At 51.6% G+C, this 17,433-nt stretch carries 10 protein-coding genes; 8 read left to right on the forward strand and 2 right to left on the reverse strand.

Annotation, left to right across the window (positions count from 1 at the left end; genetic code table 11):
• The first annotated feature begins 86 nt into the window (after nt 1–86).
• Nucleotides 87–2,672, forward strand: a complete 2,586-nt coding sequence (locus FNT36_RS08675) for an erythromycin esterase family protein (RefSeq protein WP_144846459.1) — start codon at nt 87–89, stop codon at nt 2,670–2,672.
• On the opposite strand, the gene FNT36_RS08680 is transcribed toward FNT36_RS08675, so the two are convergent.
• Entirely contained in the window at nt 2,662–3,747 is a 1,086-nt protein-coding gene (locus FNT36_RS08680) for a lysylphosphatidylglycerol synthase transmembrane domain-containing protein (protein WP_144846461.1), read from the reverse strand. The genes FNT36_RS08675 and FNT36_RS08680 overlap by 11 nt on opposite strands.
• A 63-nt stretch (nt 3,748–3,810) precedes the next feature.
• A complete protein-coding gene (locus tag FNT36_RS08685; protein WP_144846463.1) occupies nt 3,811–6,768 on the reverse strand; it encodes a TonB-dependent receptor domain-containing protein in 2,958 nt (985 codons plus the stop codon).
• A 327-nt stretch (nt 6,769–7,095) separates the two neighbouring features.
• Between FNT36_RS08685 and dxs the strand changes: the two genes are divergently transcribed.
• The 7 genes from dxs (at nt 7,096) to FNT36_RS08720 (ending at nt 17,419) form a co-directional block, all read left to right on the forward strand.
• Nucleotides 7,096–9,042 (forward strand): 1-deoxy-D-xylulose-5-phosphate synthase, encoded by a 1,947-nt coding sequence (gene dxs, locus FNT36_RS08690; RefSeq protein ID WP_144846465.1) that lies wholly within the window; start codon nt 7,096–7,098, stop codon nt 9,040–9,042.
• Between the two features lie 622 nt (nt 9,043–9,664).
• Nucleotides 9,665–10,297, forward strand: a complete 633-nt coding sequence (locus FNT36_RS08695) for an exopolysaccharide biosynthesis polyprenyl glycosylphosphotransferase (RefSeq protein WP_144846468.1) — start codon at nt 9,665–9,667, stop codon at nt 10,295–10,297.
• A gap of 680 nt (nt 10,298–10,977) precedes the next feature.
• Nucleotides 10,978–11,748, forward strand: a complete 771-nt coding sequence (locus FNT36_RS08700) for a polysaccharide biosynthesis/export family protein (protein ID WP_233635791.1) — start codon at nt 10,978–10,980, stop codon at nt 11,746–11,748.
• A 24-nt stretch (nt 11,749–11,772) separates the two neighbouring features.
• The gene (locus FNT36_RS08705; protein ID WP_144846472.1) at nt 11,773–14,115 is read left to right on the forward strand and encodes a GumC family protein; all 2,343 of its coding nucleotides are present in this window, start codon (nt 11,773–11,775) and stop codon (nt 14,113–14,115) included.
• 42 nt (nt 14,116–14,157) lie between these two features.
• Nucleotides 14,158–15,447 (forward strand): lipopolysaccharide biosynthesis protein, encoded by a 1,290-nt coding sequence (locus FNT36_RS08710; protein ID WP_144846474.1) that lies wholly within the window; start codon nt 14,158–14,160, stop codon nt 15,445–15,447.
• Nucleotides 15,448–15,804: 357 nt separating this feature from the next.
• Entirely contained in the window at nt 15,805–16,152 is a 348-nt protein-coding gene (locus FNT36_RS25910; protein ID WP_317129601.1) for an acyltransferase, read from the forward strand.
• 13 nt (nt 16,153–16,165) lie between these two features.
• Entirely contained in the window at nt 16,166–17,419 is a 1,254-nt protein-coding gene (locus FNT36_RS08720; protein WP_144846478.1) for a glycosyltransferase family 4 protein, read from the forward strand.
• Nucleotides 17,420–17,433: the final 14 nt, after the last annotated feature.

Raw genomic sequence — 17,433 nt, forward strand, 5'->3', positions numbered from 1 at the left:
CGATGCGACCTGCGCCCGCCGAGTTGCTTCTTTGCATCCGGATTGGCCGGTATGGCACCTAGGGTAGTTATTTTAGTACATAAAAAATGAGTTGGTTTCGTTGGGTAGTGCTGTGGGCACTGGGCGTGGGGCTAGGCATAGAAGCACAGGCGCAGGTAGCGCCGCCCGGCCAAGCAGTGCCGGCCCGGGCCCTGCGCAGCGTGAGCCCGGCCGATACCACGTTTGCCGACCTAGAGTTTTTGCGAACCGAAATAGGTGGGGCCCGGGTAATATTCTTGGGCGAGCCCACGCACGGCGAGGGCAACGTGCTGGCAGCCAAGGCTCGTCTAGCAGCCTTTTTACAACAGCGCCTAGGCTTTACAACGTTAGCCATGGAAAGTGGCTTCTACAGCCTGCACAAGGCGCAGCGCCAGATTGCGCTGGGGAAGTCAGTGGTTAAAAACTTGGAGAGCAGCATCTTTCCGATATGGATGCGCACACAGGAGTTTCAAGCCGTAGTGCCGCTGGTAGGTCAGGAAGGGCTGCGCGTGATGGGCTTCGACCCGCAGCTGAGCGGCGAGTACAGCACCGACCTAGTAGATGACCTAGACGACTTTCTGAGCGATGAGAAAGGTAGTGACGCCATCAACTATGACCTGCTCGACGATATTATCAGCTATCAGGCCGACCATTTTGCGTTTCCGCCCAGCCACCAGCCTGCCGAGCTAGAGGCCGAATTGAACAAGACCGATAAGCTGCTCGCCAAAGCGGCCACGGCATCGACGGCAGCGCGGCGCAACGAGGCACTATTCTGGCAGCAGTGCCTGCGTAGCTTGCGGGCCTTGGCCCGCGACTACGCCGAGCACGACCCTAGCGCCAAAAGCCAAGCCGAATGGGTAGCCGCCGACAGCAACCCGCGCGACGCCCAAATGGCCGAAAACCTGCTGTGGTATCTGCGCCAGCATCCCGCCGAAAAAGTGATTTGTTGGGGTGCATTGCCGCACTTTGCCAACCGCGTCGAGCTGCTCGGCAGCGAGGAGCTACGCGCCTACCGCCCCATGGGCCGGGCCGTGAAAGAAGCCCTAGGTGCCAGCCAGGTGTACATATTAGGCACCCTGACGGGCGGCGGCGCCCACGGCCTGCCAGGCACTGCGGGTATGACCGTGCCCGCGCCCGCGCCGGGTACCCTAGAAGCCAGCCTGTTGGCCCTAGGGTCGCCTTACGCCTTCGTAAGCTTGAAGCACGATGCGCCCGGCCGGCAGCTTACAACCTATGCCTTCGACTACCAGCCGTTGGCCGGCCCGTGGAGCGAGGTGGTAGACGGCTTTTTGTTTTTGCGCAATGTGACTCCGCCGCATTTGGTAGCCGCCGACAGCACCGCCGAGCGCGCCGATAGCACGGTGGTGCTGGCCACTACTCCGCCCCCGCCCGGCTCGCTAAACCCTGCCCCTAATCGCACTGGTACCACGCTGCGGCGCGGGGTAGCGGCGCCCGATGTATCGGGAGTACGCCTGGTGCGAGGTGTGGTGCTCGACCAGCGCAGCCGCGCCGTGGTGCCCTATGCCACCGTACTGCTGCCGGGGCAGGGCAAAGGCACGACCGCTGATGCCAATGGTCGCTTTGCGCTGCCGCTGCCCGGCCCTACCAAGCTGCAAGTGCGCAGCCTAGGGTACGAAATAGCCAGCGTACAGTCACCCGTCGGCAATGAGGAGCTGACCGTACTGCTAGCGCCCGCCGCCTACGCTCTCGACGAGGTGCGAGTGGCCACCGCGCCGCCCGACCCGGTAGCGATTCTCAAAAATGTCATCAAGAATATTCCTACTAACTACGAGCAGCAGGACTATGCCACAGAGGTGTATCGGCACGAGCGCGTTAGCAACTTCGATACTCTTAGTTATGAGGCCGAGAGCTTGACCCGGCTACGGGTGCCGGCCGGTTATCGACACTTTACCCGTGGTTTTCTGGGGCATGAGGACGGTGTGGATATTCAGATGCAGCAAAAGCACGTGCTGACGGAGCAAAAGAATGGTTCGCGCAGGGCGCAGATTGGAGGAGGTATGCAAGCATTTGCTTTTAGTGCGGCTGACCCCGTGCGGACTTCTCCTCTATTTGTGGCCCGCAATCTGCGCAAATTCAATGTGAAGCTTGACAGCGTACGCCAACAGAACGGCGAAACGCTCTACGTAGTAAGCTTTGCTGCCAAAAACGCTAACCACCGCAGCACGGGCACCTACCTAGCCGGCGTGTACCAGGGGCGGCTACTCGTGCAAAAGCGTAACTATGCCGTGATGCACTACGAAGCGCTGTGGCAGCTCGACACCGCCAACTACAATGGTGTAGCCCGCAAAAGCATAGGGAAGAATAACTTGGTGGAAAAGCTATATGCCCAAGTGTTTACCTCCGACCGCAGCACCCACGTAGTGGACTACACAAAGGGCGAAAACGGCCGCTACTACGCTCGCCGCAGTGTGGGCGTATCTCAAACGACGGGCCGTGTGTTGCGCATTAAACAGCCGTTCTACTACCAGAGCTTGGTCGAAATGTTCTTCCGCCCTCTACCCGAAGCTGGTCCAGCGCCTACGCCACCCGCCAAAGGAACCAAGCCACCAGTAGTAGAAGTACCCTACCGGTCCGAATTTTGGGAGCAGTACGAGCGGCCGGGCGGGGTGCTGGCTCCGGCCGTTACGAAGTAGGAGTGGGTCGGCCAAACACCCGCGCTGCCCAGCGCGGCAAGAATACGGTACCTAGAACCAGGTAGAAGTAATAAGTGACAATGCGGTAGAGCAGCACCATGAAGCTCGTCATGGTAGCAGTGCCAATGAAGCTGCCGAAGAACGTAGGAAAGGCACCTTCGGCAATGCCAGCACCGCCCGGTGTCACGGCTAGCAGCAGTACTACTTTGTAAGTGATGTTGCGCGCGAAGATGAACAAGAACTCGCCCGTAGTCATGGGCACAAAAGCCGCGATGAGGCAGCCGATAACAGCGTAGCGGGCCGTCCACACAAAAAATGTACTGAGGCTGGCGCGCCACCAATAGAGCCAGCCGGCCCCGCGCAGGTGCGCCGAGGCATTCACCATTTCCTGGCCGTGGCGGTAGGCCGTGCGCCGAAAGCGCCGCAGCCCTCGCACCGATGCCAGCCGCACCAGCAGCCGCCGCACCGAGACGGGGTTGACAAACAGCGCGTATAGCAGCAGCCCCGCGTAGGACGACACGGCCACATAGCTCACCACAAACAGCACCCGCAGGGTTTCGGTGAAAGTAGAATCGAGGTGGCGGGGGTAGAGTGCCGACCCGGCTAGCCCCACTACCAGCGGTACCATCAGAACGTAGTAGAGGTTATCTAAAAACGCCGTGACAATAGTATAGGCCAAGGACTTACCTAGGGGGATACCTTCCTTAGTAAGAATAATCGGTGCTGCCGCGGTGCCGCCCGCCGCCGAGGGCAGCACGCAAGAGGCAAGCTCCCAAATCACGATAACTTCAAAGGCCTGGCGCCAACTTAGCTCGCGCTCCGAAATGTAGCGAATGCGGTAGATATAGCCTAGGTCGCGGGCCCAGAGCACGAGCAGCGTCACGAGCAGCCACTCCCACTTGGCATTGGCCAGGGGGGCAAGGTCGCCGGGCTTGTAGCTGCGCCAAAATAAAAAGCCCACCACCGCCAGCCCAATGAGCACGGGCCACACCAGGCGAGAGGGGCGCAGCTGCCGTAGCAGATTGGCATCCTGGTCGTCGGCGGGAGGCGGCGGGGGAGGGCTGGCTAGGGGCATAAGAAAGGGGCGGCCGGGCAAAAGTACGCCCGGCCGCCCCCGCTATACGGTGCTAGCCCTCACCTAGGGGCGCCCGCCCGGGCTACCGGCCGGCGTGATGCCCCCCGGCGAGGTAGTACCCGGCGACGGCGCATTCACCGGCGTCGTGTTGTTGGAATTGGTAGCCGGCGTAGTGGGCTTCACCGCCGAGTTGTTGGCGGGTGTAGCCGTGGGTTGAGCTGCCGGGGTAGTACCCGGTTGGCTGGCTGGCGTGGTACCAGGTACCACCCGCGTCGGCTGCTGGCCCGAGGTGCTATCGGTTGGTGCAACAGTTGGGGCCGCTTTGGTCGTGTCGGTAGGCGCAGTGGTGCCAGGTGCACCGGGCAAGCCGCCGGGGCGCTGGCCCGCACCGGCTGGGCGCTGCCCAGCACCTGCCGGACGGCCGCCACCGCCGCCCTGCTGGCCACCCCCGCCACCGGTGTCGCCCCCGCCACCTAGGCCACCGCCATTGTCACCGCCTTCTTTCAAGTCATCGTTGCTCACGCCTTTGCGGTTGCGGGGGCGCTGGTCTACCGTCAGCTTGCCGATGCGGTAGCTGATATTAACCTTAAAATTTAGAATCCTGATGACGTTGGTGCTGCTTTGGCTCAGCAACGGCGAGTTGATTTCATTGCGGAAGTTACGGGTGCTGGTAAAGAAGTTCTCGGCTCCGAAACCAATACCACCCCGGTTATCGGCAAAGCTGCGCCGGATGTTGAGGCTATAGATGCCAAAGCCGCTTTGGTAGCCTTGTAGCTGCACCTGCTGCCCGCGGAAGAAGCTAAACCCTTGGATGGCCCACTGCTTATTGAATGCGTACGAAGCTTGCACGCGGCCATTTATGACGAAGCCTTTATTGCTGGCTGCATAATTTGGGTCTTCCAAGTTGTTGTTCAGCACGGCGTAGTAGGTGTCTACCCCGCCGTTCAAGGTTAGCTTGCCCGCATTGACGCTCGCAAAAACGCTGCCCCCGTAAGCGTCTTCCTTGCCTATGTTGGCAAAGCTGGTTACGATAGTGTCGCCATTGAGGCTAGGCGTGCGGAAAGCCTGAATGGAGCCAGTGGTATTGCGCACGAAGGCCGACATATTCAGGTTCACTTTCTGCTTCACCACTGTGCTGTAGCCAATCTCATAGTTATTGGTGTACTCGGGCCGCAACTGTGGATTGCCTTGCGTGGCCTGCAACGGGTTAGGTGCTTGGCGGTTCGGGTTTAGGAACTGTAGCGAAGGGCGCTGAATGCGGCGGTTATAAGCCAGTTTCAGCACGTTGCCATTGTCAAGCTTGCGCGATAAGTTTACGCTGGGCACCAGCACCCCGTAGTTCGGAATGTTGGGCCGCTTGTCGAGGCCTTGTGCAAATTCGGCGCTGATGGTTGTGTACTCGTATCGCACGCCGGGCTTTAAAGTAAAGCCTTTGGGCAAGCCAATCGTGTACGTCGCATAGCCCGACGCCACGTTTTGGTTGTAATTGAAATTGTTAGGCCGTTGTGTGGTATCGGGTACGAAATTATCAATGCTGCCCTCGGTATTGAAGTAGGCGTATTTACTATTCACCTTCCGGTAGATATCCTTGACACCCACTTCCAATAGTTGGTTTTTGGCGGTCGGCGATTGATAGTCAATCTGCGCCGTCATTTCTTGGTTATAGCTGTCGTTGTCGTTGCGCCGGCGGTTACTAATCGCGTTATCACTACCTAAGACGTCATTCAGGAAGTTATTAGTGCGGTTATTCCGGCTGAATAGCGTCAGAATGCTGAATTCCCGCTGCGGCGTTTCGTAGGTATGTGTGTAGTTGAGACTGGCATCAACGGTACCCGACTCATCTGTCGTCTTCACGTTTCGCGTAGGAAGCTGTGTCGCCCTGGGGCCCGTCGACACCGTTCTTAGCAGGTCTTGGTAGCTATTGCTATTTCGTATTCCGTAGGCTACCGAGGCCGACAGCGAGTTGTGCTTATCGATGTCGTAGTCCCAGCCCAGCGTATAGCGGCCAAACGCGTCGTTGCGCCGCGTATCGGCCGACTGTATATTGTTTGACAGGAAGTCGCCGCTCGTACTGCGAGTGGTTTGGTTGTTGATGAAGCTGCCCGGCTGGTTGTAGCTAGCCCGCCCAAAGCCTCCCAGCGAGAAGCCCATCTTACCGGTGCGGTAGCTGCCGTTCAGGCCTAGGTTACTAGCTCGCAGGCCGGCCCCTAGGTCCACGTTTAGCGAGCCGCCACGCAGGTTATTCGTTTTAGTTACAATATTGATGATACCACCCGAGCCCTCCGCATCGTACTTGGCCGACGGCGAGGTAATGACTTCCACCGTCTGAATCTGGTCGGCCGGAATCTGCTTAAGCGCATCAGCAATGCTGCTGGCTGCGATAGTTGAGGGCTTATTATTAATTAGCACCCGAATATTGGAGCTGCCTCGCAGGCTTACGTTGCCGTCCAGGTCCACGCTCAGCAGCGGCACGCGCTTGAGCACGTCGGTAGCGTCGCCGCCGGCCGTGGTTTTGTCCACGTCGGCATTATACACGGTGCGGTCCACGCGCTCTTCTATCAGCTGCTTGCGGCCAGTCACCACTACTTCTTTCAGGGCTTGAGCCGAAGCACCCAGCTGAATGGTACCTAGGGCCACGGCTCCACCTTCGGCGGGCACCACCACGCCCGGGCGCTCTTCGCCCTTGTAGCCCAAGAAGGAGACCTGCACCGTATAGGTTCCACTCGGAATGCCGGGCAGCACAAACTTGCCGTCGTCGCCGCACACGCCGCCGTTTATTACTTTGCCGGTGCCATCGAGCACAGCCACAGTAGCATACGAAATGGGTTTGCCCGTTGCCGCATCCGTAACGGTGCCGGTGAGGCGGCCGCTGGCAGTAGGCCGGGCAGCTGGAGTAGCTGCCGTAGGCGCCGTTGCTGGGCGGGTACCGCCCGCGGGCCTAGTGCCTTGGCTATGAGCCAAAAGCGGTGCCGTAAGTAAAGCCGCCGCAACTAAGGCAGGGGGTAGGGTAGTCTTCTTCATAAAAATCGATAACGGCCAAAGTGCGTAAACGGCTGGCAATAGTTGCATTAGTTGGCCCCGAATTGTCAAAATCGTCGTTTAAAGCGGCGATTGTATCGACTAAGGCGAGCAAAGAAGCAGTTGGTATTATCAGTGCCTCAATTCACTAAGCCAGGCAAAGGTCCGGCGAAAAGCGGGCGTTGATGGCATTTTTTTTGTAAGCGCTACTTTGGCATAGTCCCCACCAGAACCGCCCAGCCGGCGCTGTCGTACCTTTGTCTCAACCGCCCAATCTTTTAGCTGGCTCAGCGGTTACCCATTGCCTCTCCCTCTGTATACGCTTGCCCGATGATGATTGAACCCGGTCCGCTCTTGGCGGCGATAGCTTCGCCCGACGACCTTAAAAAGCTAGCCCCTGAGCAATTAGTGCAGGTTAGCGCTGAGTTGCGCGAGTTTATCATCGACACAGTAAGCATCTACGGCGGTCACTTCGGCGCCTCTCTAGGCGTAGTCGAGCTAACAGTAGCGCTGCACTACGTTTTCAATACTCCCTACGACCAATTGGTGTGGGATGTGGGCCACCAGGCCTATGGCCACAAGATATTGACCGGCCGGCGCGACCGCTTTCCTACCAACCGTCGCTACGGTGGCATGTCGGGCTTCCCCAAGCGCAGCGAGAGCGAGTATGATGCCTTTGGTGTAGGCCACAGCAGCACCAGCATTGGCGCCGCCCTAGGTATGTCGGTGGCCTCCGATTATAAAAAAGAGTTCGACCGCCAGCACATTGCCGTCATCGGTGATGGCTCTATGACGGCGGGCATGAGCTTCGAGGCGCTCAACCAAGCCGGCGCTCTCAACAATAACATGATTGTCGTGCTCAACGACAATTGCATGAGCATCGACCCCAATGTGGGTGCGCTCAAAGAATACCTCACCGACATTACCACTTCCCGTACCTACAATAAAGTGCGCGACGAGCTGTGGAATGTGCTCGGCAAGCTCTCCAAGTTCGGGCCCAACCCCCAGCAGATTGCTCGCAAGGTAGAGGCCGCTATGAAGGCGACGCTGCTCAAGCAGAGCAACCTGTTTGAGGCATTAAACTTCCGGTACTTCGGCCCCGTCGATGGCCACGATGTGCAGCATCTGGTAGCGGTGTTCAACGATTTAAAAGCAATTCCAGGACCTAAGCTGCTCCACTGCGTCACGGTAAAGGGTAAAGGCTATGCGCTGGCCGAAAAAGACCAGACCCTGTGGCACGCGCCAGGCTTGTTTGATAAAATCACGGGCGAGATTTTTACCAAAATTCCCGACAAGCCGCAGCCACCCAAGTACCAAGACGTATTCGGCCACACCTTGCTGGAGCTAGCTCAGGCCAATGATAAAATCATGGGCGTGACGCCGGCCATGCCCAGCGGCTCGTCGCTGAATATCATGATGGCGGCCATGCCCGACCGTGCCTTCGACGTGGGCATTGCCGAACAGCATGCTGTCACGTTCTCAGCCGGTATGGCTACCCAAGGCTTAGTGCCGTTCTGCAATATCTACTCCTCGTTTATGCAGCGCGGCTACGACCAAGTCGTGCACGACGTAGCCCTGCAAAACCTGCACGTCGTGTTCTGCCTCGACCGAGCTGGCTTTGCTGGTGCCGATGGACCCACCCACCACGGCTGCTACGACCTAGCCTACATGCGCTGCATCCCGAATATAGTGGTGGCAGCTCCCATGAACGAGCAGGAGTTGCGCAACCTCATGTACACGGCACAGCTACCCGAAAACGCTGGACCGTTCAGTATCCGATACCCTCGGGGCGAAGGAGTGATGCCCGAGTGGCGCACCCCACTGCAGCGCATTGCCATCGGCACTGGCCGTGTGGTGCGCGAAGGCGAAGCCGGTGGGGTAGCCATTCTTAGCATTGGCCACATCGGTAACTACGCTGTGCAAGCCACTGCTGCGCTAGCCGCCGAAGGCCTTGATGTAGGGCACTACGATATGCGCTTCTGCAAACCGCTAGATGAGGAAATGCTCTTAGCTATTGCCCGCAGCTACCGCGCCATCGTCACAGTCGAAGATGGCTGCCTACAAGGTGGTTTCGGCTCGGCCGTGCTGGAGTTCTTAGCCGACCAAGGCCAGCATCTTGCTGTACGCCGCCTAGGTATTCCCGACCGGGTAGTCGAGCATGGTACCCAAGACCAGCTTTATAAAGAGTGTGGCTTCGATGCATCAGGCATTGCAAACGCCGTGCGCGAGCTAAGCAACAAAATAGCCACGGCAGTCCGCAAAACAGTAGTAAGCTAGCGTAAAGCCACAATTACAAGGAATAATAGATTCTATGTGCGTCTAGCAAATCAAGGCAGTAAGCTCTCACTAGAGGCTAGTATTTAGTTAAAAAGCCCTACCAGCTATTGTTGGTGGGGCTTTTTTGTAATTAATAAAAGCGGTTCAGCTGATAAGCCATTGCATATGGAAGCACATTGCTATTACACCTTCATTATGGGTATAATCTGTAGGTTTCCTAAAAGGATTTAAAGTCAAGCAGAAGGTTGAAATTGATACGCCTACAAGAGGTGAAAAAAGTTTAACAAAGTGGAAAAAGTATCAACATGATATAATGTTAGTTACTGTCGCTGCTGTAGATCATTAATTACCACTAATTTTCAAAAAATTGATTTATACTTATAAAAGTGAACACTCACTCGCTAGTAATGTACAGCATATAGTTGGTTAAATACAACTAAATTTACTAATTTTATTGCATTTAATTAAGTGTAATTTTAACTATTCTTATAAATATTTTGCATTTTTATGATTTTAGGTTAAATATTTCAATATTTGTTTTGATATAAACATCTTAAACTTTAATATTGAATGTAGGGCCACACATGATGTTTTTTGTTGGTTTAGGACAATTCATAAAGCTATGTCACCCGCTTTCGCTAATCAACAGGTCAAAGTCACTTCTAACACGACGGTTAAACGCGTGTTCGATATCGTATTTGCCTCTTTAGTCACTTTGCTGCTGCTAAGCTGGTTGATTCCACTTATCGCAGCCATTATCAAGCTCGATAGTAAAGGACCCGTCTTCTTCAAGCAACTTCGTACCGGCAAAGATGGCGTTCCGTTCTATTGCTTCAAGTTTCGCAGCATGTACATCAACGCGGATGCCGACCATAAGCAGGCCAGCCGCAATGATAGCCGCATTACGAAAATCGGAGCGTTTATGCGCAAAACGAGCATTGATGAGCTTCCGCAGTTTATCAACGTGCTTAAAGGAGAGATGTCAGTAGTTGGGCCACGGCCGCATATGTTGCAGCATACCGAAGTCTACTCAAGCGCAATCAATAACTTCATGGTACGCCATACGGTAGCTCCGGGCATCACGGGGCTGGCCCAAATAACAGGCCACCGCGGCGAAACCAAAGAAACCGACGCGATGATTAAGCGCGTGAATGCAGATATCCACTATCTGCAAAATTGGTCGTTTGCCCTAGACATGAAAATAGTTTGGTTGACAGTATACCAAGCAGTAAAGGGCAGCGAGAACGCATTCTAGGCACTGGTACATCAGATAGAATAATAAAACGTATAAGCGCTGGTCGTTTCAACTAGGTTGGCTTGCCAATAGCAGTAAGCAGTGGCGTTAATACGCCCCATTGTAGCTTGGTGCCGATAGCTTGCATATGTTGCAGGATGCAAGCTTTTTGCCTAGCTCACTTCCCACCTAGGGCTAGGCAGTATCACGGATACTGAACCATTATTCAGGTCGGTAATGGCTAGGTTACAACTCGCACCAATTGCGGTTAAGTATTAGAAGACCCAAAAGTAGATTTATTTGGGACTGCTACATATTGTAGAGTAGGCGCTATTAACCTCTACTGTTAGACTCGCTAACTAGCTCTGGTAAAAATTTAAGCGTATAGTCGCTGGTATTGCCTGCTTTAGAACCTTTTGCTACAGTACTGCCGGAGCGATAATGGCAAATAAGTAGCTATATTGCGTTGAAAACCTAAGCACTACTGCTATTCCTTAATTCAATTTATCACGTAGCTAATAAATTCCAAATATATCCTGCGGTATTTAATAAAGATAGAGTATAATTAAATAAACTCAGTATCTTCTTTTACTTAGTCATCTGTTTCCTTAAAATAACTTGGTTTTGCTGATTGCCTAAGCCAAGTCTATTGTCAGTTTAAATCAAAAACGAACACACGAATGAGATTGTTTTTTACATATGTGGTAATAGTACTGCTGGCTTCGTCATGTGCCTCAAGCAGAAAACTTACTTACTTCAGTAATCTGGATTCTAAGTCAGATTATAAAACAGAGATTAAAAACGAGATAGAGCCCAAAATTCAAGTAGATGATTTACTTGGAATAACAGTTTCTAGTCTGAGTGCAGAATCAAATATGCTGTATAATAGTGGTACTGTTGCAACGCCAGCATCTACCATTTCTACTAGCATTGCTAGTAGCCCAACTGCAGCAAGAAGCGGAGAAGGATATCTGGTTGACAAATCCGGTGAAGTTAATCTGCCAGTATTAGGAAAAATAAAATTAGCAGGTTTGACAAAAGAGCAAGCAGCTGAAAAATTAACAGACGAAGTTAAAAAAACTGTTAAGAACCCAACGGTTAATGTGAGATTTTTAAATTTCAAAATTACCGTAATAGGTGAAGTAAATAGACCCGCCACATTTACTGTTCCGACAGAAAAAATAACAGTACTAGAGGCATTAGGCTTAGCAGGAGATATGACTGCGTATGGAAGGAGAGAAAATGTATTATTAATTCGTGAGAAGGACGGAATCCGTAGTGCCATACGGGTAGATTTCACAAATAAAGATTTGCTTAGCTCGCCCTATTTCTACTTGCAGCAAAACGATGTTGTATATGTAGAGCCAGTTAAATCAAAAGAGTTGCAAGGAAGCTCAAGCAGCTTTTACCTTCCTATCATATCAGTTGCGGCATCTGTAATAAGCGTTCTTGTTTTCGCATTAACCAGGTAGTAACAGTATTTAATTAGTATCACCATGGCCGCAGAACTGTTTCCATTAAAATCTGAACAGCCAAAAGGTAAGGACTTGAAGTTTATACTTCAGCGGTACCTGCGTTTTTGGTACTTGTTTGTCCTAGGCGCTGTCATTGCGCTTGCTGCTGCATATACCTACTTGCGGTACTATGCTGTAGCGGAGTACGAGGTTTCTAGTACACTGCTCATTAAAAATGAAAGTAGCAAGCCTGAGTTGTCGGGTCTCAACGGCATATCAGGAAGTGAGCTAGGTGAAGGTGGGAGTGACCTGAATAATGAGATACAGGTTCTGAAGTCGAAAAGCTTGATGGAGCGTGTAGTCACCGACTTGGCTTTTTTTTCTAGCTATTACATAAAGGGTAAGATAAGAGACGTTGAAGTATATGGTAAAACGTCGCCTATTACTATGGTGATAAGCAAGCTTACCCCTTCGGCATATGGCAAAGTAATCGTTATTCGCTTGAAACCTAATAACGAATTTTCCTTAACTGAGGAAGGCTCGCAGACTAGCACTAATCATAAGTTAGGACAATTGATTAATAAGCCTTATGGAGCTTTTACAATTGTTGCCACGCCTTATAATACTGGGGCTGATAAATTATTCTCTAAAGATATCTTGGTTCAATTCCATGATATCAAAAACGTAGCCGCTGGCTTAAACGGTGCGTTAAAGATTATGCCTATCAGCAAAGAGTCTACGATTCTTCAGGTTAGTTTAGTAGATGCGGTGCCCGAGCGTGGCAAGGATGTTATCAATAAATTGATAGAAATCTACAACCACGAGGCGCTAGAATATAAAAACCGTAATGCTACTAATACTATTAATTTCTTAGATGACCGTTTGAAGGGCATCACTTCTGAATTGTCAGGGGTAGAAAGAGGAGTTGAGAATTTTAAACGTCAGAACGAAGTTGCTGATGTTAGCTCGCAAGCTAGCAACTATATCAATCAGGCTAGTACTTATAATAAGCAATTGTCGGATTGGGCAATTCAGATTGATGTACTCGAGTCAATTGAGCGGTATCTGAATAAGACTACCGGTCAGTACAGCATGGTGCCTAGCAGCTTAGGTATCCAAGACCCCACGCTCGTTGGGCTTATTGAAAAGTTTAATGGGCTGCAGCTAGAGCGGGAACGCATGCTTCGGACGATGGAGGTTGACAACCCGCTGATTCAGAATATCAACGAGCAGTTAGCTAACCTGCGAACCAACATTCTGGAGAACTTGCAAAACATCAAGCGAGGCCTTGTTATAACTAGCCGCAACTTAAAAGCTAGTTCGGGGCAGTTTCAGAGCCAAATTAAAAAGGTGCCTTCGATTGAGCGGCAACTGCTTGAAATCAACCGCCAGCAAGATGTGAAGCGCTCTCTCTACTCCTTCTTGCTACAGAAGCGCGAGGAAGCTGCGCTCGAACTTGCCGCCACAGTATCTAACTCTCGCATCATTGACCCAGCACTCAGCGGAGACTATCCAATCGCGCCCAAGGTGCAGCTGGTTTACCTGATAGCACTGCTACTGGGTCTGAGCATTCCTTTCTTAGGCATCTATGTGAAGGAGTTAATGAATGACAAGATTCAGAATGTTCAGGATATAGAAGAGTTAACGAATACGCCTATTCTGGGTGAACTCTTGCTAAATAATAAGCGTGAAGCATTGGTGGTTACCAAAAGCAATCGGACTCCAATTGCTGAAATGTTCCGCCTAATTCGGGCTAACTTAAATTACTTGATGTTTAAAAAGGATAATAAAGTTATTCTTGTTACATCCAGTATGAGTGGCGAAGGGAAAACATTCTTCAGCTTAAATTTTGCGGCTAGTCTATTGCTAATAGATAAAAAGGTTGTATTGCTGGAACTTGACTTGCGCAATTCAGACTTGTCGCATATACTAGGATTAACTGATAACCTAGGTGTCACAGATTACTTGTCTTCTGACAAGGTGAACATTAATGATATCATTCAGCAATCAGATGCCATTCCAGGATTGCATGTTATTAGTTCGGGCCCGCGGCCTGTAAATCCAGCGGAGTTATTAATGTCGGCTAAACTTACGTATCTCATTGAAGAGTTGCGTGAGGCATACGACTATATTATATTGGATACAGCACCGGTAGGTAAGGTGTCCGATGTGTTTGGGTTAGCACCATTGGTTGACTCCGGTATCTATTTGGTGCGTTGCAACTATACTTATAAGCGAATGGTAAATATTGTTGATAAGATTTACAATAGTAATAAAATCAACAATATGATGATTGTAGTTAATGGCACCAAAGCCGGCGATAATGATAGCTATGGCTATGGGTACGGCGAGCAAACTAAGAAAAGTAGTTTGGTATTAAAATAAAATGCAGAAGCAATTCAGATTGTGTAATGCATTGCTTTGAGCATGAAAGTATTGGTTGAGCGGTTAAATAATAATTCTACATTTGAAAAGATAATTGGATGGACTAAGCTTGCTGGTGCGGTAGGGATATTTCAGTTGATGATTCAGGCAATAAGTTTTGCCTGTGGCATCTTTGTCATACGGCTACTACCCACCCAAGAGTATGCCTTATACACACTAGCCAACACTACCCTGGGCGCAATGACCATCTTGGCGGATGGTGGCATTGCGGCCGGGGTAATGGCGCAAGGTGGCCAAGTATGGCAGGACCGAGAGCAGTTTGGGAAGGTGCTGGCAACAGGCCTAAACCTTCGAAAAAAATTCGCGGCAATTAGCCTAGTAATTTTTTTGCCAGGCCTATTATACCTGCTGCATTACCACGGAGCTAGCTGGGCCACGGCAGCTTTAATTTCGGTTTCCATTGTGCCGGCTTTTTTCACGGCACTTTCTGGCACACTCTTCAGTATCGTGCCCAGGTTAGCGCAGCACATCGTGCCCCTGCAAAAAGTAGAGCTAGGAGCCAGTGTTGGTCGTCTGGTGCTGTTAGGCCTAAGCATCTTCGCTTTTCCGGTAGCTTTTATAGCGCTATTGGCTGCTGGCCTTCCTCAGTTTTGGTCAAATTTTCAGCTGAAGAATATCTCAAAGGCCTTTGTTGATGACAAGCAAAAGCCAGATGCTGAGATTCGTGTGCAAATATTCGCAATGGTTAAGCGCTTGCTTCCAGAGTCGATTTATTATTGCATATCGGGTCAATTAACTATTTGGATAATCTCGATACTTGGCTCTACTGCAGCGGTAGCGCAAGTAGGAGCGCTGGGACGCGTAAGTATTTTGTTCATTCTTATCAGTACTATTACTTCTTCTTTAGTAGTACCTCGTTTTGCTCGTTTGCCAAATGATGCAAATACTCTCCTTAAAAGATTTTTGCAAATACAGCTAGGATTGACAGGGGCTTATATACTAATAGTAGGAGCTTGTTGGCTTTTTTCATCGCAAATCCTTTTAGTATTAGGTGATAAGTATACTGGATTATCCAAGGAATTAGTTTTACTATTAATTGGTAGCACGATTAGTTCTATGGCAGGTAATTCTTTTTACCTGTCGAATAATCGGGGATGGGTGATAAATCCTGCTATTCCTATTATAGTAAGTATTGTTTCTATTTGCCTTGGGGTATACTTTTTAAAGGTCTCGTCTTTAGAAGGAGTGTTGATTTTTAACATCTTCATTGCGATTCCGCAGCTGATAGTGCATTTCACTTACGCGGTAATAAGAGCTAGAAGCGTAAAATAAAAGGTAGCGAACTAGTAGCATAGTCTTTACCCAGTTCAGTACCCTAGGCTAGCTTTTAGGTAAGTAATATGAGTGAAGCCTGCTCTGTTGACCTTAGTGTATATCTAGAATATGGCAAGTATCAATTACTTGTGGAAAAATAGAGCAATCTTTTCACTTGGTTCGGTAAGCTTTTACCGAGCATGGGCAAAGCGTATGCTTTCGTTGCCGGAGCTGTTAACGCGTAATTATAAGCGTTCGGCCTTGTTGGCAAAAGGAGCACGTATTCATGAGCAAGCCGAAATCGGGCAAGTCACAATAGATGGACCCCGTAATTTATTGCAAATAGGAGCGCAGTCTTTTTTAGGTCGAGTCTATTTGGCATTACATACTACGGTACAGATTGGGGACCGAGTCTGCATCAACGATGGGGTTTGCATACTGACTGCGTCGCACGATGTAATGGACCCCGCTTGGAGTCATACTAAGGCACCAATTGTAATCGATGACTACGTGTGGATTGGCACCAATGCCATGATACTGCCGGGGGTGCACCTAGGGCGCGGTGCCGTGGTGGGCGCCGGGGCAGTAGTTACCAAGTCGGTGCCGGCCGGAGGGATAGTGGTGGGCAACCCAGCTAAGCCACTGGCTAAAACCCGCACAGAGCACCTTACCTACAACCCTTGCGAGTTTCTGAGCGCAAACAGAGCTTGGCTGCTAGGCTAGAAGATAAACCAGCATGAAAATCATTTTTTCTCATCCGACTGGCAATGCGAATGTGCGAGCCGCCGCTAATGGCCTGATGAAGGCCGGGCTACTGGCGGAATTTCACACGTCGATAGCCTCGTTTGCGGGAAGCGCGCTGGACAAGCTCGGCGGCCTAGGGCCTCTAGCAGAAGTGCGCCGACGCAGCTTTGATAGCGCGCTACAGCCAGTTACGAAGATGTGGCCCTGGCGAGAAGTTGGCCGCCAAGTGGCGCTGAAAGCAGGATTAGCAAAGCTAGCGGAGCACGAAAAGGGAGTATTCAGTGTCGATGCGGTTTACCACGATATAGACAACCGGGTAGCGAAGCGCCTGAAGCAGCCAGCCGCAGCATCTGTAGCCGCTGTGTATGCCTATGAGGATGGCGCCGCTGCCGAGTTTAAGGCGGCCAAGAGCCTAGGGGTGCAATGCCTCTACGATTTGCCCATTGGCTACTGGCGCGAGTCCCAACGCTTGCTAGCTACCGAAGAAACGCAGTGGCCCGAATGGGCTCCCACGCTCACTAGCCTTATCGACTCGGAGGCCAAGTTGGCGCGTAAGGATGAAGAACTGCGCCTAGCCGACTGCATTTTTGTGGCGAGCAGCTTCACGGCCAAAACGTTAGCGGCTTTCCCGGGCCAGTTGGCGCCCATTAAAATCATTCCGTATGGCTTTCCGCCAGTGGCTGAGGCGCGCACCTACGATGTAGCTAAGCACCGGCCATTGAAAGTGCTGTTCGTGGGTGGACTATCGCAGCGCAAAGGCATTGCTAACCTATTCGCGGCGGCTGATGCCATTGGGCCGCGAATGGAATTGACAGTGGTAGGGCGCAAGGCAAGTGATAATTGCCCCGCACTGGACCGTGAGCTAGCTAAACATCGCTGGATACCCAGCTTGCCACACCAAGATATTCTGCGCCTAATGAGCGAGCAGGATGTGCTGGTGTTTCCCTCGCTCTTCGAGGGCTTTGGGCTAGTGATTACCGAGGCGATGTCGCAAGGCACACCCGTTATAACGACCGAGCGCACGGCCGGCCCCGACCTCATCGAGCATGGGCACAATGGGTGGCTAGTAGAGGCTGGGTCGGTGAGCGCACTGCAAGCCGCGATAGAAGCGCTTTTGGCGCGGCCCGAAGCCGTAGCAGAAGCGGGCCGCGCCGCTATGCAAACTGCTCGCCAGCGGCCTTGGCACGTGTATGGCCAAGAGCTAACGGAAGCTATCTCACAGCACCTAGTCAGCAAAGGAAAGTAGAAGAATACTAGTAT

It is taken from the genome of Hymenobacter setariae, assembly GCF_007713685.1.
In the GTDB taxonomy this organism is placed as follows: domain Bacteria; phylum Bacteroidota; class Bacteroidia; order Cytophagales; family Hymenobacteraceae; genus Hymenobacter; species Hymenobacter setariae.

What these genes read in the sequence shown, in the direction of transcription:
- FNT36_RS08675 (WP_144846459.1), top strand. Translation starts at nt 87, where the DNA reads ATGAGTTGGTTTCGTTGGGTAGTGCTGTGGGCACTGGGCGTGGGGCTA.
- FNT36_RS08680 (WP_144846461.1), bottom strand. Translation starts at nt 3,747, where the DNA reads ATGCCCCTAGCCAGCCCTCCCCCGCCGCCTCCCGCCGACGACCAGGAT.
- FNT36_RS08685 (WP_144846463.1), bottom strand. Translation starts at nt 6,768, where the DNA reads ATGAAGAAGACTACCCTACCCCCTGCCTTAGTTGCGGCGGCTTTACTT.
- dxs (WP_144846465.1), top strand. Translation starts at nt 7,096, where the DNA reads ATGATGATTGAACCCGGTCCGCTCTTGGCGGCGATAGCTTCGCCCGAC.
- FNT36_RS08695 (WP_144846468.1), top strand. Translation starts at nt 9,665, where the DNA reads ATGTCACCCGCTTTCGCTAATCAACAGGTCAAAGTCACTTCTAACACG.
- FNT36_RS08705 (WP_144846472.1), top strand. Translation starts at nt 11,773, where the DNA reads ATGGCCGCAGAACTGTTTCCATTAAAATCTGAACAGCCAAAAGGTAAG.
- FNT36_RS08710 (WP_144846474.1), top strand. Translation starts at nt 14,158, where the DNA reads ATGAAAGTATTGGTTGAGCGGTTAAATAATAATTCTACATTTGAAAAG.
- FNT36_RS08720 (WP_144846478.1), top strand. Translation starts at nt 16,166, where the DNA reads ATGAAAATCATTTTTTCTCATCCGACTGGCAATGCGAATGTGCGAGCC.